Raw genomic sequence first — 21711 nt, 5'->3', positions numbered from 1 at the left:
TGACAGAATGTAGAACTACACTTCTAAGAAGTGTAGTTCTACATTCTGTGGGGATGTGGCAGTGAAGCTCTCCAAGCCAGCGGAAATCTTCGACCGTGACGTCGAATGGGCGGAGCTGGTCCGGTTTGCCACGGACGACCGGCCCGGTGCGACGCTGGGCGTGGTCAGCGGCCGTCGCCGGCAGGGCAAGACCCTGCTGTTGTACGAGCTGACCCGCGCCACCGACGGTTTCTACTTCGGGGCTACCGAGGCGACTCCGGCAGAGTCGCTGCGTCGACTCGGAGAGGCTCTCGGCCGGTACACCGACGCGCCTGGTCCGCTGCGCCTGGAAGACTGGTCGAGTGCGGTCGACGCGCTGCTCGCACTGGGCCAGCGCCGGCCAGTCACCGTGGTGATCGACGAGTTCCCCTGCCTTGCCCGATCCAGCCGGGACCTCCCGTCGATCATTCAGCACGCCCTCACGCCGGGCCGGGTCGAGCGCACCGAATCTCGTACGCGCCTGCTGTTGTGCGGTTCGGCACTGTCGTTCATGGGTGGCCTGCTTGCCGGTTCGGCCCCGCTGCGCGGACGGGCTGGGCTGGAACTGCCTGTGCCGCCGCTGGACTATCGGGCCGCCGCGACGTTCTGGGGGATCGATGATCCTTCACTCGCTGCCCGCGTGTTCGCCATCGTCGGGGGCACACCGGCCTACCGGCGAGAATACGTCCAGGACGATGTACCCGACGGGCCAGACGACTTCGACGACTGGGTCGTGCGCGCGGTGCTGAATCCGGCCCGCCCGTTGTTCCGCGAGGCCCGCTATCTGCTCGCCGAGGATCCCGACCTGCGGGATACCGCGCTTTACCATTCGGTGCTGTCCGCGGTCGCCGAAGGCAACGGCACCCGAGGGGGTATCGCCGGGTACATCGGGCGAAAGGCCACCGACCTCCAGCACCCGCTCACCGTCCTTGAGGACGCCGGTCTCCTCATCCGCGAGCCCGATCCGCTTCGCAGCGGGCGTAGCCGTTACCGCATCGCCGAACCCCTGATCACCTTTTACCAGGCGGTCATGCGTCCCTCCTGGACGGCCTTGGAGCAGCGGCGTGGCCCGGACGTCTGGAGGCGTTCCAACCGCCGGTACTCAAGCGGGGTGCTGGGGCCGGCGTTCGAGGAGATCGTCCGACAGTGGGCCCTGCGCTTCGCCACCCCTGAGACATTCGGCGGTGTCGTCGCGGAGGCCAGCGCGGCCGTCCTCAGCGATCCCTCCACCCGTACCAGTCTGGAACTCGACCTGGTGGCGTTCGGCGAGCCGCCGTTCGGTGACGGCCCTCGGCCGCTGCTCGCCATCGGAGAGGTCAAGTGGGGTCGCACGCTGGGGCAGCCCGAGTTGGATCGACTGGGCCGGGCACGAGACCTGCTCGCCGCGCGTCCCGGTCTGGACGTGCGGGACGCCCGGTTGCTGCTGGCGAGCGCGGCGGGATTCACCGACGAGCTTCGGCACGCGGCCGGTCAGCGTCCCGAGGTCGTCCTCGTCGACCCGTCGCGGCTGTATTCGGGCGATTGACGGCACGCGGGTGGGCGGAAGGATGGCGGCTGAGGGTGCTGCGCAGGGTTCCGCTCACGCGCAGAGTGATCTGGTAGGACACCTCCGGTAGGTCGGCCAGCTCGATCCGCTCGCCGCGTAACGCCAGTTGAGCGTGCAGCTCCCGGGCGATGGCGTCGCGAAGCTCGACCTGTAGGGGCGACAACCCGTCCGGGTCGCCGACGACGTACGCGTCCGACATGGGTCCACTCTGCTTCGGCGTCCCGCCGTTCGGCCAGGCACGGTGAGATGTGTCCGCCGGGCTTGACCCGCCCGGTCGGTGATGTGGCGGCGTCCCGCGCCCAGTGGGCCGTTGATCCACTCGGCTTTCAGGAAGTCGGGGTGTCCTGCGGCCTGGGACACCGCAATTTCCTGAAATGCGAGTGGATCATGCGGCGGCGGCCCCCGAGCCCGGGGCGGCCGTCGAGCCCGGCGGTCGGGCGGGTCGCGTTACCCCGATATGAGTGTCACGGGATGACGCAGCGTTGAGGGCTCGCTACCGTGCGGCAGATGGGTTGGGTGACCCAACGTTCGCGGCGAAAGGTGGGGCGCAGTGACCTCAGTGGTGTCCACGGCGGCGCTGATCCGGGAGCAGCTCCGGCGGTCTCGGCTCGCGGCCGGGCTGACTCAGGAGGAGTACGGCAAACGGGCGCACTACTCGCCGTCCATGGTGTCGGCCGTCGAGCTGGGGCAGGCGGCGCCCAACGAGGCGTACCTGACCCGGGCCGACGAGGTGCTCGACACGGGTGGCCTGCTGGTCTCGCTGCGCGAGCTGGGCCGGCGCGACGGCGAGCCAGTCTGGTTCCGCCCCTGGCTGGAGGTCGAACGGGTCGCCACCCAGCTGCGCTGCTTCGGCGCGACGATGATTCCCGGGCTGTTGCAGACCGCCGACTACGCCCGGGCGGTGTTCCGGCTCGACCTGGGGCTCACCGCCGATCGCATTGAGGAGTTGGTGGCGGCCCGGCTGGAGCGGCAGACGATCCTCGACCGGGAGCACCCGCCGCAGCTCACCGCCGTGATCGACGAGGCCGCGCTACAGCGCTTCGCGGAGGGCTGCGCCGGGGTGCTGGCCGGGCAGCTCCGGCACCTGGTGGCGTGCGCCCGCCGCCCGCACATCAGGGTGCACGTGCTGCCGCAGGGGGTGGGCCTGCACGCGGGCCTCTTCGGGCCGTTCATCCTCGGCCGCACCGCCGACGGCAGCTGGCTCGGCTTCCTCGACAACCAGACCGGCGGCACCGCCGTGGACGACATCAACGAGGTGGCGACCCTGCTCGGTAGGTGGGAGAGTCTGCGCAGTGACGCGCTGCCCCGGCAGCAGTCGATCGACCTGCTCGAGGAGATCGTGAAGCCATGGATCTGACCGGAGCCCGCTGGCACAAGTCCACCCGGAGCGGCAACGACGCCGGCGCGTGCGTCGAGGTCGCCGACAACCTGCCCGGCCGGGTGCACGTCCGCGATTCCAAGGACCGCGACGGCGGCCTGCTGACCTTCACCCCGGCCGCGTGGCGGGCCTTCGTCGAGCTGGCCCGCACCCGCTGACCGTCCGGCGAGCCCGCGTGGCGGGCCTGGGCGAGTGGGTCTGCCGTCCGGGTGGCGACCGACCTTCGTCGAGCTGGCCTGCACCCGCTGACCGTCCGGCGAGCCCTGGTGGCCGCTGCGGCGGCGCTGCTCGCGCACCACGTTACCGACGCCGTCGGGCGGTATCCGGCGGCACCGCACCCGGCCGGCGGTTGCGATCAGCCGCCGAACCAGCCGGGCACGTCGAGCCGGAACCAGTTGGCCGAGGCCATCGTGCGCAGGTCGTCCTCCAGGGCGGTGACCCGTTCCGGGCCGAGGGTGTCGGCCCACTGTGCACGCAGCCGGTCGAAGATCTCGGCCGAGCGGCGTAGCCCGTCGGCACCGCGCGCTGTCACCCGGACCAGCCGGCGTCGGGCGTCCGAGGGGTCGTCGACCCGCTCCAGGTAGCCGACGGCGACCAGCCGGTCGACCGTCTTGCCCGCGGCCTGCTTGGAGATGCCCAGCCGTTGGCCCAGCTCGGTGGCGGTGGTGCCGTCCGCGCCGACGGCCTGGAGCACGAACCCGTGCAGCGGTCGCAGCTCCGGATGCCCCTCCCGGGCCAGTTCGGTGTGCAGGTCGTCGATCAGTGTTCGGAAGCCGGCCAGCAGCAACAGCGGCAGGTGGAAGCCGGGCCGGGCGGGTTCAGAGGTTGCCATGTTCGTCAACCACGTTTACTATCTCGTCAACCACGTTGACTATCTTATGTCCGTGATCCAGGCTGTGGAAAGCAGGTACCCGTGTCCGTCTTCACCGCCCACACCACCGAAACCGCCCCCGCCGCTGCCCGGCGAGCCGTCGAGGGAGTACGCGGCCGGTTCGGTTGGCTGCCGACACCGGTGGCACTGATGGCCGAATCACCCCAGCTGCTCGCGGGTTTCCTCACCGCCAACGCGGGCTTCGAGCAGACCGACCTCACGCCGCTGGAGCGGGAGGTGGTCGTCCTCGCCGTCGCCACCACCAACGAATGCCACGTCTGCGTCGCCCTGCACACCGGCAAGCTCACCCAACTCGGCGCGACCGCCGAGTTGATCGCCGCGCTGCGGACCGGCTCGGCGCTGCCCGAGCCGCGCCTGGAGGCGCTGCGCCGGTTCACGCTGGCCGTGCTCGACCACCGGGGCGCGGTTCCCGACGAGCAGTTGGACGACTTCCTGACCGCCGGCTACCAGCCCCGGCACGCGCTGGACGTGGTGCTCGGCATCGGCGCGTACACCATGTCCACCTTCGCCAACCGGCTCACCCGGGCACCGCTCGACCAGCCGCTGACCGCCCACGCCTGGACGCCGGCAGCCTGACCGGAGACGCCGCTGCTCAGGCCGCCCCGAGGAAGTCCCGCAGCAGGGCGAGCATGTCGTCCGGGCGCTCCTCGTACAGCCAGTGCCCGCAGTCCTCGATCACCTCGCCGCGGACCGTGTCGGCGTACCGGCGGACCTGCTCGGCGACCTGCTCACCGAGGCTGGCCGCCGCACCGACGGCCAGCACCGGCATGGTCAGCTTCGTTCCTCGGTACGCCGTGTTGTCCGCGATGTCCTGCGCGAACGCCCGGAAGTAGGCGAAGCTGGCCCGCAGATGCGCCGGGTCGCGTAGGTGGCTGGCGAACTCCTCGATGTCGGGCGCGGCGATGCTGCCCTTGCGCACCATCAGGGCGTCGGTGAACCGGTCCACCCAGAGCGATTCCCGCCCGCTGACCAATGCCTCCGGAAGCCCGTTGCCGATGGAGAAGTAGCCGAAGTTCCACACCCCGGGCCCGGCCGGGGTGAGCGCGGGGAACGTGTAGATGCTCTCGTCCGGGATCGGCGCCTCGGTGAGCACCAGCCGACTCACCCGCTGCGGATGGGCGGCGGCGTACGCGTACGCCACCATGGTCCCCAGGTCGTGCCCGACCAGCCGGAGGTCACCGACCAGGCCGAGCTGGTCGAGCAGTCCGTGCAGGTCGGCGGCGACGGTCTTCTTGTCGTATCCGCCGTCCGGGGCGTCGCTTCCCCCGAAGCCGCGCAGGTCGGGCGCGACCACGTCGAAGGAGCGCCCCAACTCGGGCAGCAGGTGCCGCCACATGTACCAGCACTGCGGATACCCGTGCAGCAGCACCAACGGCGGGCCGGTACCGCCCCGGACGTAGTTCATGGTGATCTGGCCGACCCGCGCCCGTTGCTCGGTAAAACCTGCCGGGACCCGCTCCCCGCCCATCGCCGCCTCCGCCCGCCCATCCCCGTCTTCTGCCCGCCCTGCCGCCCGCCCTGCCCGGCTACCCGCGGCCGTCCGACTGCCCGGCTACCCGCGGCCGTCCGACTGCCCGGCTACCCGCGGCCGTCCGACTGCCCGGCTACCCGCGGCCGTCCGACTGCCCGGCTACCCGCTCAACAGCCCGCCATGCCCGTGGTGTGGGCCCGGCCCGTTGATCCACTCGGTTTTCAGGAAGTCGGCCTATCCCCGGGCGTAGGACACCCCGACTTCCTGCAAACCGAGTTGATCTAGACCTGCCGCCTGCCGCCTGCCGCCTGCCGCCTGCCGCCTGCCGCCTGCCTCCGGCCGCCCGTTGCTGACGGGCGGGCGATTGCGAGCGTCACAGCACCCGGCTTGGGCCGGGCGGGAGCCGGTGCGGGAGACTGGGCGTCATGGCGGCTCGTGGCTTCCCGTACACCGATCTCAAGGACTTTCTCGCGGCGCTGGAGCGCGCGGGGGAGTTGCGCCGGGTCGACGTCCCGGTCGACCCGACTCTGGAGATCAGCGAGGTGGTCACCCGCACGGTGCGGGCCGGCGGCCCGGCGTTGCTCTTCGAGCGTCCGACCCGGGGCGAGATGCCGGTGGCGATCAACCTGTTCGGCACCGAGAAGCGGATGGCGATGGCGCTCGGCGTCGACTCGCTGGACGAGATCGGCGCCCGGATCGGCGCGCTGATCAAGCCGGAGTTGCCGGTCGGCTGGTCCGGCATCCGCGAGGGCCTCGGCAAGGTCATGCAGCTCAAGTCGGTTCCGCCGCGCAAGGTGAAGACCGCCCCCTGCCAGGAGGTCGTCTACCGGGGCGACGATGTCGACCTCAACCGGCTGCCGGGGTTGCAGGTCTGGCCGGACGACGGCGGGATCTTCCACAACTACGGGCTGACCCACACGAAGCACCCGGAAACCGGCAAGCGTAACCTCGGCCTGTACCGACTCCAGCAGCATGGCCGCAACACGCTGGGCATGCACTGGCAGATCCACAAGGACTCGACGGCGCACCACGCGGTCGCCGAGCGGCTCGGGCAGCGCCTGCCGGTCGCGGTCGCGATCGGCTGCGACCCGGTCGTCTCGTACGCGGCCAGCGCGCCCCTGCCCAGTGACATCGACGAGTACCTGTTCGCCGGCTTTCTGCGGGGCGAGCGGGTGGAGATGGTCGACTGCCTCACCGTGCCGTTGCAGGTGCCGGCGCACGCGCAGATCGTGCTGGAGGGCTACCTGGAGCCGGGTGAGCGGCTGCCTGAGGGGCCGTTCGGCGACCACACCGGCTTCTACACACCGGTCGAGCCGTTCCCCGTGCTGCACATCGAGGCGATGACCATGCAGCGCAAGCCGGTCTACCACTCGATCGTCACCTCGAAGCCGCCGCAGGAGGACCACGGCCTCGGCAAGGCCACCGAGCGGATCTTCCAGCCGCTGCTCAAGCTGATGATCCCGGACATCGTCGACTACGACCTGCCGGCCGCCGGGGTGTTCCACAACTGCGCGATCGTCTCCATCCGCAAGCGCTACCCGAAGCACGCGCAGAAGGTGATGAACGCGATCTGGGGCGCGCACCTGATGTCGCTCACCAAGCTGATCGTGATCGTCGACGAGGACTGCGACGTGCACGACTACAACGAGGTCGCCTTTCGGGCCTTCGGCAACGTCGACTACGCGCGTGACCTGCTGCTCACCGAGGGGCCGGTGGACCATCTCGACCACTCGTCGTACCAGCAGTTCTGGGGCGGCAAGGCCGGCGTCGACGCGACCCGCAAGCTGCCCACCGAGGGCTACACCCGCGGTTGGCCGGAGGAGATGAGCATGAGCCCGGAAGTCACGGCCCTGGTCGACAAGCGCTGGAAGGAGTACGGAATCTGATGGCCGTCCTCGACGCGCCGGCCGCGACGCCGGGCCGGACCAAATCCTTCCTGAAGCTCGTCGCCGTCGAGCACTCCGTCTTCGCGCTGCCGTTCGCGTTCCTCTCCGCGCTGGCCGCCATGCAGATCAACGGCGGCCGGGTACGGTGGCTCGACCTGCTGCTGATCACCGTGGCGATGGTCGGGGCGCGGACGTTCGCGATGGCCGCCAACCGGATTCTCGACCGCCAGATCGACGCGCGGAACCCGCGTACCGCCGGTCGGGAACTGGTCACCGGAGCGGTGAGCGTGCGGACGGCCTGGACCGGCGCGGCCGTCGCGCTGGTGGTCTTCCTCGTCGCCGCCGCTCTGCTCAACCCGCTGTGCCTGGTGCTCGCGCCGCTCGCCGTGGTGCCGCTCGTCGTCTACCCCTACGCCAAGCGGTTCACCAACTGGCCGCACGCCATCCTCGGGATCGCCCAGGCGGTCGGCCCGGTCGGCGCTTGGCTGGCGGTCACCGGCACCCTAAACGGCTCCGGGCCGGCCTGGCTGCTCGGCGCGGCCGTGGGGCTGTGGATCGGCGGCTTCGACCTGATCTACGCCTGCCAGGACTCCGAGATCGACCGGGAGATCGGCGTGCACAGCGTGCCCGCCCGGTACGGTCGACGCTTCGCGCTGCACGCCTCCACTGTCGCGCACGTGGTGACCTTCGCGCTGTTCATCTGGTTCGGCGCGCTGATCGGTCTCGGCTGGCTCTGGTGGATCGGGCTGGCGCTGACCGCTGTGGCGTTCGCCTACCAGCATCTGGTGGTCACCCCTACCGACCTCAGCAAGGTCAACCGGGCGTTCTTCACCGCGAACGGGTTCGTCGGCATCGCGCTGTTCCTCTTCGCCCTGCTCGACCTGGTGATCCGGCTCGGCCTGCGGGCCTGAGGCTGGGCGGTTCGGCTCGGCCCACCGGCCTGGGGCTGGGCGGTTCGGCTCGGCCCACCGGCCTGGCTCGGCCTACCGGCCCGAGGCTGGTGGCGCGGTGCTGACGGGGTAGCGGGCGCTCTCGAAGGTCCAGTCGATGGTCCCGCGCACGGCGTACGCGATCCCGTCGAGGTGGTCGGCGACCGCCTCGTCCAACGCCGGGCCGAACGACGGAACCGCGGCTCGCAACGCGACGAAGCGTCGCATCGCCTCCCGCCAGTGCTCGGCCGTCCGCTCGACCGCCTCCGCCTCCGACACGGCCAGTTCGGCCTGTAGGGCGAGGATCAGGTTGTGCCCGCCTGCGGTCGTCCGGTCCCGTTCCAGCGAGGCCAGGTCGTTGTACCAGGAGAGCAGGTCGTTGCCGGTGCGGGCGATCTGACGCAGCAGCGGGTGGTGGTAGACCGGGTCGGGCAGCGGCCGGCCGCTGACGAACTCCACCAGCGGGTACGACACCTCCGCCGCCGAGGTCGACCGACGCAGCTCGACGTACTCGTCGACGCCGGGACGGCGGCCGGCCTCCTTGTTGATCGCCTCCTGCCAGGTGCCATCGAGGTGCCGGGCCACCGCGTCGGCGAAACGCTGCCGCCACCGGGCCGGCATCCGGCGGCGCGGCTCCCGCCAGGCCAGCACCAGCAGTCGCCGCAGCGGGCCGGTCAGCCCGGTCTGCCGCAGCCGGGTGCCGTCGTGCAGCAGCGCCAGGGTGCCGTTACGCAGCGCCCGGATCTGCTCCGGCGTCAACCGATTCGGCCCGTCGCAGGCGTCATCGACGAGGAAGAACCAGGTGAACAACGCGGTCAGCACCCGCAGGTCGGCTTCGGTCGCCTCCGGGTAGAGCCGCCCGGCGTACCGGGCGAAGGCTCCCCGGGACAGCCGGCGCAGCGCGGCGTCGTCCAGGGGAAGGCCAAGCTCGGGCAGCAGACCGAGCAGCCAGCCCTGCACCCGATCGGCGTGAGCTGGAAGCCGGGATGGGATCGGACATTCGGCACGCAGCGCCCGGAGGGTCTCGCCGGTCGTCACCGATGCCTCCTCTGCGAGATGGTTCCGGTGCGAATCGCCAGCGGCAGCATGTCAGGTCGGCGGGATGTGCAGGTACCCCGTCCGACATGTCGGACCCGACCAAGCCCGGGGGTGCCCGCCAGCGGACCGGCCGGACCAGGCAGGCTGGAGGTATGCGGGAACCATGGGTGGTCGGAGTCTCCGGTGCCTCCGGTACGCCGTACGCGGCGGCCGTCATCGGCGGGCTGCTCGACGCGGGCGAAGCGGTGGACCTGATCGTGTCCCGGGCGGCACGACTCACCGTGCTCGACGAAACCGGACGACCCTTCCGGGACGGACACTGGGCCGAGGACCTCGCCGCCTGGCTCGACCGGGACCTGACCGCGGCGGATGTGCGGCACTGGCCGGCCGGCGACCTGGCCGCCGGGCCGAGCAGCGGCTCCTACCGGGTACGCGGGATGGCCGTGGTCCCGGCCAGCACGGCCGCCTGCGCCGGCGTCGCGATCGGCCTCTCCAAGGACCTGCTGCAACGCGCCGCCGAGGTCAACCTCAAGGAACGCCGTCCCGTGGTGATGGTCCCCCGGGAGACACCGGTGACCCGCAGCCACCTGGAGCACCTCATCGCGCTGCACGACGCGGGCGCGGTGGTGCTCCCGGCCAGCCCCGGTTTCTACGGCGCCGGCGCGGCGGCCAGCGCGCAGCAGTTGGTCGACTTCGTGGCCGGCAAGGTGCTGGACGCCCTCGGCGTCCCGCACACCCTGTTCCGGCGGTGGTCCGGCCAGCTCGGCGCGGCGCGAAGCTGACCCGTCCGTTCGCGCTGACCACCGTTGTTCTGCTCAGCACGAGTGGTGCTGCCGCCCGGCCGTTGGCCGAAGCGGGACGCGGACCGGACTGGGGTCCGGTCCGCGTGGCGTTGTCCGCACCAGTTCAGTACATGCCGGCGTTGGCCGGACCCGGCCCCGTGGATGCGGCCGGCCCCATGTTGCGGGGCCTTTCGGCCTCATCCACCTCGTCCAGCATGCCCTCCCCCTCAAGCAGGGCCCGCACCTCGGATTCCCGAAACCGGCGATGCCCGCCTGGAGTCCGGATGCTTCCTATCCGGCCGGCCGCCGCCCATCTCGTCACAGTTTTCGGGTCTACCCGAAACAGCGCGGCGACCTCACCCGGTGTCAGCAGGCGATCTCCAGTGTCCACAGCCCCCTCCTCGCGTCGACGAAGCCCCCGGCTGAACACACTGCCCCCGGCTGGTGCGTAGCCCAGAGCCGTCATGAGGGACGTATGGCAATTACAGCACCAGGGACATGGCCTGTCCGCCCAAACGCGAAAAATGCACTGAGTGGGGAGTTAGTAATGTTACTGGTGCTACCTCGGCCCTGACCGGCGGTTTATGAACAGTGACTCACCGCTCAGTCCAACGGGTGCCGAAGGCCGCACGTTACGTGTGAGCGGTTAGGGTCACTCTCTGTGGATGCCATCGACCTGAGCCTCGTCGACCTGCTGCGCGGCAACGCGCGCCTTTCGTACGCCGAGCTGGCCAGACAGGTGGGCCTCTCGGCCCCGGCCGTACACGAGCGGGTGGGCAAGCTGGAAAGCAGCGGCGTCGTCCGGGGCTACCGGGCGGACGTGGCCCCGGAGTCGATCGGGCTGGGTGTCACCGCGCTGATCGGCATCGTCGAGGACTCCGGTGCCGACACCGACGACATGCTCGAGTCGCTGCGGGTGCTGCCCGAGATCGAGTCCTGCTACTTCATGGCCGGCGTGGAGTCGTTCCTGCTCAAGGCGCGGGTCGGCACGATAGCCGAACTGGAGCAGTTGATCGTGCGGTTGAACCGGACGCCGGGGGTGGCCTCCACCCGTACCGCCATCGCGCTCTCCACCAAGTGGGAGAACCGCCCCCAGCCGGTCGGCCCAGCCGCAGCCTGACCGCCGCGTACCCCTGGTGTCGCCCCGGCGGCCGGCGGTAGCGTGCGCCGATGACCTCGCCGGCGCGTCCCGTGGCCGTGGTGACCGGCGCTGCCGGCGGCCTGGGCCGGGCCATCGCCGCCGCGCTGCACGCCGACGGCTGGTCGGTGCTGCTCACCGACCTCGACCCGGCGGCGGCGCAGACCGCGGCGGCGCCGCTCGGCGGCTGGTCGGCTGCGCTGGACGTCCGGGACGAGGACGCCTGCGCCGCCGTCGCGGCGATCGCGGTGAGCCGGGGTGACCTCGCACTCTGGGTCAACAACGCCGGGATCCTGGTCACCGGGGCCTCGTGGGAACACGACGCCCCGACCCGCCGTCGGGTGCTCGACGTGAACGCCCACGGTGCCATGAACGGCACCCTCGCCGCGCTGACCGTGATGCGCGGGCAGGGGCACGGCCACGTGCTCAATGTCGTCTCGCTGGCCGGGCTGGTCGCCGCGCCCGGCGAGACGGTGTACGCGGCCAGCAAGCACGCCCTGCTGGCGTTCAGCCTCGGCACGCTGTCCGACCTGCGGATGGCCGGGTACCGGCGGGTGCACGTCTCCTGCCTCTGCCCGGACGGCATCTGGACCCCGATGCTGCACGACCGGCTGGACGACCCGGGGGCGGTGGCCTCGTTCACCGGGTCGATGCTGACCGCGCAGCGGGTGGCGGCCCGGGCGGTCCGGCTGGCCCGCCGGCCACGTCCGGTGGTCAGCCTGCCCCGCTGGCGGGGCGCGCAGGTGCGCCTGTTGGACGCGCTGCCCAGGTTGGCCGTCGCGCTGACCCCGCTCGTCCGGGCCGCTGGCCGCGCAGGTCAGCGCCGCCAGCGCCGCCGCTCGGCCCGGCCCTGACCACCGCTGGCCTGCTGCTAGGTTTCCGAGCGTGACTCATCTCGACCGGTGCGACGAATCCAGCCGGACCTGGGTGACCGAGGCGATCGCCGCCGTCGAGGCGGACGCGAACCGCTCGGCCGACACCCACCTGCTGCCGTTCCCGCTGCCCCGGGAGTGGGGGATCGACCTCTACCTCAAGGACGAGTCGTCACACCCCACCGGCTCACTGAAGCACCGGCTGGCCCGCTCGCTGTTCCTCTACGGGCTCTGCAACGGCTGGATCGGGCCGCGTACCACGATCGTCGAAGCGTCGTCGGGTTCCACAGCTGTCTCCGAGGCGTACTTCGCCCGGATGCTGGGCCTGCCGTTCATCGCGGTGATGCCCGCCTCCACCTCGCCGGAGAAGATCGCGCAGATCGAGTTCCAGGGCGGCCGGTGCCACCTGGTGGACGACCCGGCGAGCGTGGTGGTCGAGGCCCGCTGGCTCGCCGAGGACTCCGGCGGGCACTTCATGGACCAGTTCACCTACGCCGAACGGGCCACCGACTGGCGGGGCAACAACAACATCGCCGAGTCGATCTACGCGCAGTTGGAGTTGGAGCGGCACCCGATCCCCGCCTGGGTCGTGGTGGGCGCCGGCACCGGGGGCACCAGCGCGACCATCGGCAGGTACGCCCGGTACCGCCGGCTCGCCACCAAGCTCTGCGTGGTCGACCCGGAGAACTCGGCGTTCTACCCGGCCTGGCTGGCCGCCGACTGGTCGGTACGCACCGGGAAGGGCTCCCGCATCGAGGGGATCGGCCGGCCCACAGTGGAAGCCTCGTTCCTGCCCTCGGTGGTGGACCGGATGGTCCAGGTGCCGGACGCGGCGTCCCTGGCCGCCATGCGCGCCGGATCGGCGCTGCTCGGGCGCCGGGTGGGCGGGTCCACCGGCACCAACCTGTGGGGTGCGTTCGGCCTCATCGCCGCGATGCTCGCCGAGGGTCGGACCGGCTCGGTGGTGACCCTGATCTGCGACCCGGGCGACCGGTACGCCGACACGTACTACTCCGATGCCTGGGTGGCCGCCCAGGGTCTCGACCTCACCCCGCACCTGGCCACGATCGACCGCTTCCTGGCCAGCGGCGCCTGGCCCGCCTGAACCGCTCAGCGGGGTCCGGTTCGCCGGGGCACCGCCCAGCGGGGTCTAGTTCGCCGGGGCACCGCCCAGCGGGGTCTAATTCGCTGGGGCGCCGCCCAGCGGGGCCCGGCCGTGCGGGCGCCGCCCAGCGGGGCCTGCGCGCCGATCAGCGCGGGTCGATCCGCTCGGCCAGCCCGGGGTAGCGCACCACGTAGCCGCTGTCGTCCAGATCGATGTCGGCGGTGAAGGTGCCGCTGGCGAAGCGCACCCGACCCGGCCCCAGCCCGGTGTAGATCTGCTCGGCCGGGACCACCTCCAGGCCGGGCAGCAGCACCCAGGCAACGGTGAGCCGGTGTGCCACATCGGCCGGCTCGGCCGCTATCCCGAGCCGGTGGACCGGCAGGGTGTTGAACAGCGGCGAACCGCTCAGGTCGACGTCGAGCGCCTCGGCCAGCCGCCCCGGGTCGTCCGTACCGGGCAGGCCGGCCCGAGGATGACCGGCCGCGACCAGGGCAGCGTCCAGATCGCCCTGCTCGGCGGTGGTGACCCGCCACCGGCCCGCGGCCCGCTCCAGGGTCACCCGGCGCAGCCAGCCGGGACCCTCGGCCTCGACCTCGACCCGAGCGGTGGCCCAGTCCGGCGTGGTGGTCAGCTGGTAGCGGGCGGTCCACGGGATCGGGTCCACGGCGAGCAGGGTGCCTCGGGCCGCCAACCCGTGGCCGTCGTCGAGCAGGACCTGCTCGCTGCCGGCGGTGTCCGTCCGGGACCAGAAGATTGACTTCGGCATGGTCGGCATGAGCCGGACGTTACGCGACCGGACCGGCATCGGCAGGGCATGCGCGAACGCCGCCGCGAAGCCTGGGCTTCGCGACGGCGTTCGGTGAATCAATCAGTGGGTACGCGCCGGCGGTCGCCCGCCGAAACCGCGCCGATCGTCACGCGGGCGATCCTCGCGGGGCCGGTCATCGCGGGGCCGGTCGTCCCGGGCCCGGCTCTCCGAGCGGAAACCACCCCGAGCGTCCCGGTCGCCGAAGCGCCGGTCACCCTGCGGCCGGTCGCCGAAGCGCCGCTCGCCGGTCGGTCGCTCGCTCCGGCCGTCCCGGTCACCGAACTGCGGCCGGTCGCTCTGCTGCCGGTCGCCGTAGCGGCGCTCACCCTGCGGGCGGTCGCCGTAGCTCCGGTCGCCCTGCGGTCGGTCGCTGCGCTGCCGGTCGCCGTAGCCCCGATCACCCTGCGGGCGGTCGCCGTAGCTCCGGTCGCCCTGCGGTCGGTCGCCGTAGCGACGCTCGCCGGTGGGCCGGTCGCCGAAGCGCCGGTCGCCCTGCGGCCGGTCACCGAACCGGCGCTCGCCTCCCGTACGGTCACCGAACCGACGCGGGCCCCCGGCCCGATCGTCGAACCGGCGCGGGCCGCCGGAGCGGTCGCCGTAGCCCCGGGGCTCCGCCTCGACGCGGACCGGGACGCCACTGGGCTCGCGGGCGCCGACCAGCTCGGCCAACGCCTCGTCGCCGACCCGGACCCGGGTCTCGGCCGGCGCGACGCCCGCCTTCTCCATCATCGCCAGGGTGGTGCGGCGCTGCTTGGGCAGCACCAGCGTGGCGACCGCGCCCGACTCGCCAGCCCGGGCGGTACGCCCGGCGCGGTGCAGGTAGTCCTTGGGGTCCTTCGGCGGGTCGACGTGCAGCACCAGGGTGACCCCGTCGACGTGGATGCCCCGGGCCGCCACGTCCGTGGCGACCAGCACGTTCATCCGCCCCTCACGGAACTCGGCCAGCGTCTTGGTGCGCATCCGCTGGGTCTTGCCGCCGTGCAGCCCACCGGCGCGTACGCCGACGGCCGCGAGTTGCTCGACCAGCCGGTCCACCCCGAGCTGGGTACGGGCGAAGACCATGGTCCGGCCATCCCGGGCGGCGATCGAGGCCGTCACCGGGAACTTCTCGTGTGGCGGGATCAACAGCATGTGGTGGTCCATGGTGGACACCGAGGCGGTGGACGGCGCGGTGGAGTGGGTGACCGGGTCGGTCATGAACCGCCTGACCAACGCGTCGACGTCACCGTCCAGGGTGGCCGAGAAGAGCAGCCGCTGACTGTTCGCGGGCGTCTTCGCCAGCAGCTCGGTCACCTCGGGCAGGAAGCCCATGTCGGCCATCTGGTCGGCCTCGTCGAGCACCGTGACCTCGACGTCGTCGAGCTGGCAGATGCCCCGCTCGATGAGGTCGCCGAGCCGGCCCGGGGTGGCCACGATGATCTCCACGCCGCGGCGCAGCGCGTCGACCTGACGGTCGTACGGAACACCGCCGACGGCGGTCTTGAGGAAGATGCCGACGGACTTGCCCAGCGGCACCAGGGCGTCGTTGACCTGCATGGCCAACTCGCGGGTGGGCACCAGGACCAGGGCGCGCGGACGCATCGGGCGGGCCCGGTTACGGGTGGCCAGCCGGGCGATCATCGGCAGACCGAAGGCGAGCGTCTTGCCCGAACCGGTCTGCCCCCGGCCCAGCACGTCGCGGCCGGCGAGCGCGTCCGGAACGGTGGCCCGCTGGATCTCGAACGGGCTGGTGATGCCCTGCTGCGCCAGTGCGCGGACCAGCTGCTCGGGTAGGCCGAGAGCAGCGAAGCTGATCGGCTCGGCAGTCTCGGTCGGCACGGGCTCGGCCTGCGGGGTGGCGGTCGCTGCCGGCGCGGGGCCGGTCTCGCTCGAAGCGACGTCGAGCTGCTCCCGGGCGGCGTCGGTCGCCGGGACTGAGTTGAAAACGGACGAAACGGTGCTGGGGTCAGCAGAGGTGGTCAACAAAAACCTTTCGAGCGGGGCGCATCTTCGCGATGGCCTGCCGCGGCTGTACCGCCGGATCGCCCGCAAGATCGCCCAGGGGCGCACACCACGCGCGCCGGGTCAGTGATCTCAACCAGTGTACGGCGGTCCGGCAAAGTCGCCAGCCGGTTGTCCGACGGTAGTGGGCGGACTCACCATCGCTACCGCTCGCTGGCTCACCCGTTTAGCACGCTGCCCACCAGACCGTCCAGAGCGTCGCCGGCCAGCAGAACGACCATGACACTGATCGCCACCAGCAGCCCCAGAGCGGCGGCCAGGACGATCATCACCCGGGCGTTACTGGACCGCTCGGCCGGCGTGTCGGACCAGCCCTGGGCCAGGATGTGCCCGGTCAACGAGCCGGAGGTCTCCACCGCGTTGGCGGGTATCGCGACAGTGGTGAAGCCGGCCCCCTCGCCGTTGCCGTAGACGGTGCCGGCCAGGTCGGTGCCGCCGTCGTACCGCCCACCACGGGCACCGGCCGTACCCCGGCCGGCGGAACCAGCCGGTGGGCCGCTCGGCGGCGCGGTCATTCGGGAGTTCCCGGTGCTGTTCCCGGTCGACGAAGGAGCTCCGGCGGTGGACGGTGGCCAGCTCGGCAGCGCCGGCGCGGGCACCACCGGCGGCGCGGAGGCGGCTGTCCCGGTCCATTGGCCACCGGACGTCGGGCGGGTCGCCCCACCGGTGGACGGCCACCCGGCCGGCGGTGCGGAGACCGACGAGCTGGCCCGTACGCCGGGCGTGTTGGTCATCGCCGGCGGTGGCGGAAACGGCGGTGCCGGCATCGGGCCGGGCGGGGCTGGCGGTGCCGGTACCGGAGGACCGGGCGGTGGCAGCGGCGGGCTCGGGACGGGCGGCGACGGCGGGCCGGGGATGGGCGGCACCGGCGAGGGCGGTGGGATGGGCGGGCCCGGGACCGGCGGAACCGGACCGGGCGGCGGCGTGGGTCGGGGTTCCGGGGTCGGCGCCGGACCGGGCGGGTACGGACCCGGGGCCGGCGCGGGTTCCGGTTCCGCTGGCGACGGCTGAGTCGGCCCGGGACCGGGCGGCGTGGGCTCCGGCGTCGACGGCTGGGCCGGTTCGGCACCCACCGGAGCGGATCGGTAGACGGCGGGCGAGCTCTCCCGAAGGTCCGGGGTGCCCAGGGCTCCGGCCGTGCCCCGGCTGCTGCTCGGAACCGTGGCGCTGGCCCGGGCCGGCGCGGGGAAGTCGTTCCGCTGCCCCGGCAACGACACGTCGGCCGAGCCGGTCGCCCGGTAGGTGGTCGCGGTGACCGGAGCGCTGGCCGGCAGGTCGCTGCGGAGAGCCCCGGCGGTCACCACGCTGGCGCGTGCGCGTACCGGCGTGGCGGCCTGGCCCGGACGCGCGTCGACCGCGGCCCCGGCGTCGGTCCCGGAGACGTCCACGGCAGCGTCCATCTTGGCGGAAGCAGCGTCGATACCGGCGGATACGCCGTCGTTGCCGGCGGGCACGCCGTCGTTGCCGGCGGGGACGTTGTCGTTGCCGGCGGGCACGTCGTCATCGGCGTCGGTCGAGGCGTTCGCGACGACTGGTGCCGTGCCGCTGGCGGCCGGGTTGGCGTCGCTGTCAGCCAAATTGGCGTCGGCCGGCCGGGCGTCACTGTCAGCCGGGCTGGCGTCGCTGTCAGCGGAGCTGGCGTCGGCCGGGCTGGCGTCGCCGCCATTCGGGCTGGTGCCGGTAAGGCTGCTGCCTGTCGGGCTGGTCGCGGCCGGGCTGGTGGTGCTGGCGGCCACCGGGTCGGCGGTGTCCGGCCCGGGTGGGCTGGCCCGGTCGACCACGGGGTCGACAGTCTCCGCCGGATCTCTCTGCTCGGCCATTTTCGCCCTCCGCGCCATGCTCGCACCCGGACCCGTGACGTCGAGTCGGATGTGCCTGGTTGTCACGGTGCCACAGATCGTCCCGAGCGGACAGCCGAGCCGGTCGTGGCGGATCAGCCCGCGGCGCTCGGGCTGCCCGTCGCGCTGGTGCTGGCTTTCGGCGTGGTCGTCGCGCTGGTGCTGGCCTTCGGCGTGGTCGTCGCGCTCGTGCTGGCCTTGGGCGTGGTCGTCGGAGACGCGCTGGTCGACGCCGGGGGCAGGGTCGTCGGAGTGTTGCTCGGGGTGTTCGTCGGCTTCGGCGTGGTGCTGCCGGTCGGGGTGGGCGTCGGGGTGGTCGTCAGTGTCGGCGTGGGCGTGGGCGTCGGCGTCGGCGTGGTGGTCTTCGTGGGCGAGGGGGTGGGCGTCGGCTTGGTCGTCTTCGTGGGCGACGGGGTGGGCGTCGGCTTCGGGGGCGAGACGGGCGGGGTGGTCACCACCGCTGCCGGCACCGCGCCGATCACGCGGGTGGCGGCGTACAGCCGGGACCAGCGGACGACCGAGATCTTGACAACGTCGCCAGTGGTGGGGGCCTGCACCATCTTGCCGTTGCCGATGTACATGCCGACGTGGTGGATCGTCGTCCAGCTGCTGCCCGAGGCGAAGAAGAGCAGGTCGCCGGGGAGCAGCGCGCTCTGCGGAACGGTCCGGCCCCGGGTGGCGGCGTACTGGTCGCGGGAGACCCGGGGCAGGTCGAAGTAGTCGGCGCCGGGGGACCGGTACGCCGCCCACATCAGGCCGGAGCAGTCGAACTCGTCCGGCCCCTCCTCGGACCACTTGTACGGGTCGCCGAGTTGGGCGAGCGCGTACCGGACCGCGGCCAGTGCCCGGGGGTGCGCCGCCATGCCGCTGATGCTCTGGTTGGAGACGTAGTCCGCGCCGATCTGCTGCTCGGCGGCTTCCTGCTGGCGTTCGATCTCGATCAGCGCGGCGGCGTTGTCCCGGCGGAGCTTGAGCAGGCTCGCCTCGGCGGTACGCAGCGCCGTCTCGCCCGCGGTGAACTCCGCCTCGGCGGCGGCGAGCAGGTCCTTGGCCTCGCTGTGCTTCTGGTACGCGGCCTGCTCGCCGGCGCGGGCCCGGGACAGCTCCCCGGCCACTCCGGTGGTGCCGCCGTCGACCTTCTCGCCACGGGTGATCGCCTGGAGGCGGCTCAGCCCACGGATGTCCTGGGCGAGGTCACCCGGCGGCAGTGCGGCGGCCGCCTTGACGGCCTCGGCGGCGGCGGTGTCAGCCGTCTGCTGAGCCCGGAGCAGGGTGTCCTGCGCGGTCGCCAGCGCCTTGCCGGCCGCGTCGAGCTGTGCCTGCGCGTCGACGCGTTTCTGCCGGCTCACCAGCAACGCCTCGCCGAGCGCGCCGACCTGGACCTCGCCGGCGGAGATCGCGGTGGCGAGTGGGCCGTTGCCGATGGTGACCACCGGCGGGGCGGACACGCCGGCGACCGGTGCGCCGCCGGGCAGCTGGAGCGAGCCGGTGACCGCTGGGCGCGAGCCGGTGTCCGGCACGGTGCTCGGCACGCCGGGCTCCGCGTACGCGGGGGTGGCCAGCACGGCCGCGGCGATCGCGCTGAGCAGGGCGGCCCAGAGCTTCGGACGCAGGACCGGCGAGATCACCGGGCTCCGTCGTCGCTGCCGTCGCCCGCGCCCGCTGTAGACCATGCCGCTCCCCGTCCAACTGCTCGTCGCCGCGCTCGGTGGGCGCGACCGCCGGGACGGTACCAGTGTGTGTGTTCCGCCCCACCTTGTTACTACCGCACCTCGCCACTCATGTCGATGCGTTGCCGGGTCACGGGAGGCTGAGAGTCTGGTGAAGTGGGTCGCTGCCGGTGACCGTGCCGCCGGGCCCCTCGGCGCCGCGACGTACGCTCGATCCGGACCGCAGGTGGAAGGGACGTGCCATGGACGCCGGACTCAAGCGTGAGCTCGAAGCGAAGGTGTACGCCGGTGAGCGGCTGACCCGGGAGGACGGGGTCGCCCTCTACGAGAGCGACGACCTGACCTGGTTGGGGCGGCTGGCGCACCACAAGCGCACCGAACTGAACGGCGACCGGGTGATGTTCAACGTCAACCGGCACCTCAACCTGACGAACGTCTGTTCGGCGTCGTGTGCGTACTGCTCGTTCCAGCGCAAGCCGGGCGAGAAGGACGCGTACACGATGCGCATCGACGAGGCGGTCCGCAAGGCCAAGGAGATGGAGGACGAGCAGCTCACCGAGTTGCACATCGTCAACGGCCTGCACCCCACGCTGCCCTGGCGTTACTACCCGAAGGTGCTGCGCGAGCTGAAGGCGGCGCTGCCGAACGTCAAGCTCAAGTGCTTCACGGCGACCGAGGTGCAGTGGTTCGAGAAGATCAGCGGCCTGAGCGCCGACGAGATCCTCGACGAGCTGATGGACGCCGGCCTGGAGTCGCTGACCGGTGGTGGCGCGGAGATCTTCGACTGGGAGGTCCGGCAGCACATCGTCGACCACGCCTGCCACTGGGAAGACTGGTCGCGCATCCACGCCCTGGCGCACAGCAAGGGCATGAAGACCCCGGCGACGATGCTGTACGGCCACATCGAGGAGCCCCGGCACCGCGTCGACCACGTGCTGCGGCTGCGCGAGTTGCAGGACGAGACCGGCGGCTTCGCCGTCTTCATCCCGCTGCGTTACCAGCACGACTTCGTCGACTCGGCGGACGGCAAGATCCGTAACCGGATCCAGGCGCGCACCACGATGGCCTCACCGGCCGAGTCGCTGAAGACGTTCGCCGTCTCCCGGCTGCTCTTCGACAACGTGCCGCACCTGAAGAACTTCTGGGTGATGCACGGGCTGTCGGTGGCCCAGCTGTCGCTGAACTTCGGGGTGGACGACCTGGACGGCTCCGTCGTCGAATACAAGATCACGCACGACGCCGACTCGTACGGCACCCCGAACACCATGCACCGCGACGACCTGCTGCACCTGATCTGGGACGCCGGCTTCCAGCCGGTCGAGCGGGACACCCGCTACAACGTGGTCCGGGAGTACGACAAGGCCCCGTCGTTGGCCGAGCGGCGCGCCGAGCCGCAGCAGGTCTGGGCCTGACCCGCCACGTACCCTCGCAGTCGATGACCAAGCAACGAGAACCTGAGCAGCAGGGCGGGTTTCCCCGCCGGGACGCCGAGGGGCGCATCCGTACCCTGGGTGACCTGCTCGGGGTGTGCCTGGCCGGCCTGGTCATCGGCGTGCTCGCGTTGGTGCTGTTCGACTGGGCGTTCGCCTCGATCGGCGCCGGCGACTTCGGGCACACCAACGGTTGGCTGGCGGTGATCCTGCCGGCCTGGCTGTTCTGGGACGACTTCCGGGCCTGGGAGTTCGGCGCGGCCCGGGTGGTGGCGGCGGTGGTGGCCGCTGCCGTCGGGGTGTTCGCCGGGCTGCTGATCGCCGGTCTGGGCGCGGGGTTGCCGCCGTTGCTCTCCGGTGCGTTGGCGGCGGGGGCGTTCACTGTGGCGTACGCGGCCCTCTGGTTCCCGGGCGTCCGTTGGCTGGCCCGCCGGACCGGCTGACCACGACCGCCCGCCGGGCGGCTCGACCCTTCCGCCGGCAGTGGCGGGCGACGGAGAGAACGGAGTGGTGCAGGTGAGCGCCGCGCTCAAGTACACGCTGGGCCGGATCGGGCTGTTCGTCGCCGTGCTGGCGGGCCTCTGGCTGATCGACATGAACGTGTTCCTGAAGCTGATGCTGGCGTTGGTGTTCTCCGCCGCGCTCTCCTTCTTCCTGTTGCGCGGTTGGCGCGACGAGATGGCGGCGGAGATCGCCGAAGCAGCCGAGCGCCGCCGAGCGGAGAAGGAACGCCTCCGCTCCGCCCTGGCCGGCGACGACCACCCCGAAACCCCCACCCCGAACCCCACCCCGCCCACCGAGGGTGACCCCGACCCTCAGCGTTGATCATGAAGTTATTGCCCGGTCACTCGGCGTGTCGTGGCAATAACTTCATGATCAACCGCGTGGAGCGGGGCCGCCCCGGGGCCG

At 71.9% G+C, this 21711-nt stretch carries 22 protein-coding genes; 14 read left to right on the top strand and 8 right to left on the bottom strand.

The genetic code is table 11. The features are described from left to right. The first annotated feature begins 61 nt into the window (after positions 1–61). From ABZU52_RS08130 to ABZU52_RS08120, 3 genes are all read left to right on the top strand, one after another. A complete protein-coding gene (locus ABZU52_RS08130) occupies positions 62–1543 on the top strand; it encodes an ATP-binding protein (protein WP_354970349.1) in 1482 nt (493 codons plus the stop codon). Positions 1544–2114: 571 nt separating this feature from the next. Then, positions 2115–2921 carry a helix-turn-helix transcriptional regulator gene (locus ABZU52_RS08125; protein ID WP_354970348.1) on the top strand — a complete coding sequence of 269 codons (807 nt, stop codon included), beginning with the start codon at positions 2115–2117 and terminating at the stop codon, positions 2919–2921. Beyond that, positions 2912–3100 carry a DUF397 domain-containing protein gene (locus ABZU52_RS08120; protein WP_354970347.1) on the top strand — a complete coding sequence of 63 codons (189 nt, stop codon included), beginning with the start codon at positions 2912–2914 and terminating at the stop codon, positions 3098–3100. Before ABZU52_RS08125 ends, ABZU52_RS08120 begins: the two co-directional genes overlap by 10 nt. A gap of 197 nt (positions 3101–3297) precedes the next feature. Here the strand turns inward: ABZU52_RS08120 and ABZU52_RS08115 are convergent, their stop codons facing one another. After that, entirely contained in the window at positions 3298–3774 is a 477-nt protein-coding gene (locus ABZU52_RS08115; protein WP_354970346.1) for a MarR family winged helix-turn-helix transcriptional regulator, read from the bottom strand. Between the two features lie 81 nt (positions 3775–3855). Here ABZU52_RS08115 and ABZU52_RS08110 point away from each other — a divergent pair, with 81 nt between their 5' ends. After that, a complete protein-coding gene (locus tag ABZU52_RS08110; protein ID WP_354970345.1) occupies positions 3856–4410 on the top strand; it encodes a carboxymuconolactone decarboxylase family protein in 555 nt (184 codons plus the stop codon). A gap of 16 nt (positions 4411–4426) precedes the next feature. Here ABZU52_RS08110 and ABZU52_RS08105 read toward each other — a convergent pair whose 3' ends face one another. Next, positions 4427–5302: an alpha/beta hydrolase gene (locus ABZU52_RS08105; RefSeq protein ID WP_354970344.1), complete on the bottom strand. Its 876-nt coding sequence runs from the start codon at positions 5300–5302 to the stop codon at positions 4427–4429. 428 nt (positions 5303–5730) lie between these two features. Here ABZU52_RS08105 and ABZU52_RS08100 point away from each other — a divergent pair, with 428 nt between their 5' ends. Together ABZU52_RS08100 and mqnP are read left to right on the top strand one after the other, a co-directional pair. Further along, the gene (locus ABZU52_RS08100) at positions 5731–7191 is read left to right on the top strand and encodes a menaquinone biosynthesis decarboxylase (RefSeq protein WP_354970343.1); all 1461 of its coding nucleotides are present in this window, start codon (positions 5731–5733) and stop codon (positions 7189–7191) included. Then, entirely contained in the window at positions 7191–8102 is a 912-nt protein-coding gene (mqnP, locus tag ABZU52_RS08095; RefSeq protein WP_354970342.1) for a menaquinone biosynthesis prenyltransferase MqnP, read from the top strand. The genes ABZU52_RS08100 and mqnP overlap by 1 nt, the downstream gene beginning before the upstream one ends. A gap of 72 nt (positions 8103–8174) precedes the next feature. Here the strand turns inward: mqnP and ABZU52_RS08090 are convergent, their stop codons facing one another. After that, positions 8175–9158 carry a terpene synthase family protein gene (locus tag ABZU52_RS08090; RefSeq protein WP_354970341.1) on the bottom strand — a complete coding sequence of 328 codons (984 nt, stop codon included), beginning with the start codon at positions 9156–9158 and terminating at the stop codon, positions 8175–8177. Between the two features lie 152 nt (positions 9159–9310). On the opposite strand from ABZU52_RS08090, the gene ABZU52_RS08085 reads away from it, so the two are divergent. Continuing rightward, on the top strand, positions 9311–9940 hold the full coding sequence (locus ABZU52_RS08085) for a UbiX family flavin prenyltransferase (RefSeq protein ID WP_354970340.1): 630 nt from the start codon (positions 9311–9313) through the stop codon (positions 9938–9940). A 124-nt stretch (positions 9941–10064) separates the two neighbouring features. Here ABZU52_RS08085 and ABZU52_RS08080 read toward each other — a convergent pair whose 3' ends face one another. After that, positions 10065–10331 carry a BldC family transcriptional regulator gene (locus tag ABZU52_RS08080; RefSeq protein ID WP_354970339.1) on the bottom strand — a complete coding sequence of 89 codons (267 nt, stop codon included), beginning with the start codon at positions 10329–10331 and terminating at the stop codon, positions 10065–10067. Between the two features lie 270 nt (positions 10332–10601). Between ABZU52_RS08080 and ABZU52_RS08075 the strand changes: the two genes are divergently transcribed. The 3 genes from ABZU52_RS08075 to ABZU52_RS08065 are packed head-to-tail and all read left to right on the top strand — an operon-like array spanning position 10602 to position 13055. Then, complete coding sequence (locus ABZU52_RS08075) at positions 10602–11060, top strand: Lrp/AsnC family transcriptional regulator (RefSeq protein ID WP_334509027.1); 459 nt, start codon at positions 10602–10604, stop codon at positions 11058–11060. A gap of 50 nt (positions 11061–11110) precedes the next feature. Next, on the top strand, positions 11111–11932 hold the full coding sequence (locus ABZU52_RS08070) for an SDR family oxidoreductase (protein ID WP_354970338.1): 822 nt from the start codon (positions 11111–11113) through the stop codon (positions 11930–11932). Between the two features lie 31 nt (positions 11933–11963). Further along, complete coding sequence (locus tag ABZU52_RS08065; protein WP_354970337.1) at positions 11964–13055, top strand: PLP-dependent cysteine synthase family protein; 1092 nt, start codon at positions 11964–11966, stop codon at positions 13053–13055. A 145-nt stretch (positions 13056–13200) separates the two neighbouring features. Here the strand turns inward: ABZU52_RS08065 and ABZU52_RS08060 are convergent, their stop codons facing one another. After that, on the bottom strand, positions 13201–13821 hold the full coding sequence (locus tag ABZU52_RS08060; protein WP_354970439.1) for a putative glycolipid-binding domain-containing protein: 621 nt from the start codon (positions 13819–13821) through the stop codon (positions 13201–13203). 102 nt (positions 13822–13923) lie between these two features. Then, entirely contained in the window at positions 13924–15681 is a 1758-nt protein-coding gene (locus tag ABZU52_RS08055; RefSeq protein ID WP_354970336.1) for a DEAD/DEAH box helicase, read from the bottom strand. Positions 15682–15697: 16 nt separating this feature from the next. On the opposite strand from ABZU52_RS08055, the gene ABZU52_RS08050 reads away from it, so the two are divergent. After that, on the top strand, positions 15698–15934 hold the full coding sequence (locus ABZU52_RS08050; protein WP_354970335.1) for a hypothetical protein: 237 nt from the start codon (positions 15698–15700) through the stop codon (positions 15932–15934). 88 nt (positions 15935–16022) lie between these two features. Here the strand turns inward: ABZU52_RS08050 and ABZU52_RS08045 are convergent, their stop codons facing one another. Beyond that, positions 16023–17684, bottom strand: coding sequence for a hypothetical protein (locus ABZU52_RS08045; protein ID WP_354970334.1), 1662 nt, complete (start codon positions 17682–17684; stop codon positions 16023–16025). 113 nt (positions 17685–17797) lie between these two features. Beyond that, positions 17798–19375, bottom strand: a complete 1578-nt coding sequence (locus ABZU52_RS08040) for an NlpC/P60 family protein (protein WP_354970333.1) — start codon at positions 19373–19375, stop codon at positions 17798–17800. 239 nt (positions 19376–19614) lie between these two features. On the opposite strand from ABZU52_RS08040, the gene mqnE reads away from it, so the two are divergent. The 3 genes from mqnE (at position 19615) to ABZU52_RS08025 (ending at position 21627) form a co-directional block, all read left to right on the top strand. Beyond that, positions 19615–20784 (top strand): aminofutalosine synthase MqnE, encoded by a 1170-nt coding sequence (gene mqnE, locus ABZU52_RS08035; protein ID WP_124815231.1) that lies wholly within the window; start codon positions 19615–19617, stop codon positions 20782–20784. 23 nt (positions 20785–20807) lie between these two features. Next, entirely contained in the window at positions 20808–21245 is a 438-nt protein-coding gene (locus ABZU52_RS08030; RefSeq protein ID WP_354970332.1) for a hypothetical protein, read from the top strand. Between the two features lie 73 nt (positions 21246–21318). After that, a complete protein-coding gene (locus ABZU52_RS08025) occupies positions 21319–21627 on the top strand; it encodes a DUF4229 domain-containing protein (RefSeq protein WP_354970331.1) in 309 nt (102 codons plus the stop codon). Positions 21628–21711 lie beyond the last annotated feature (84 nt).

Source organism: Micromonospora sp. NPDC005220 (assembly GCF_040607895.1).
Lineage (GTDB): Bacteria > Actinomycetota > Actinomycetes > Mycobacteriales > Micromonosporaceae > Micromonospora.
This window is presented reverse-complemented; position numbering and strand designations above follow the sequence as displayed.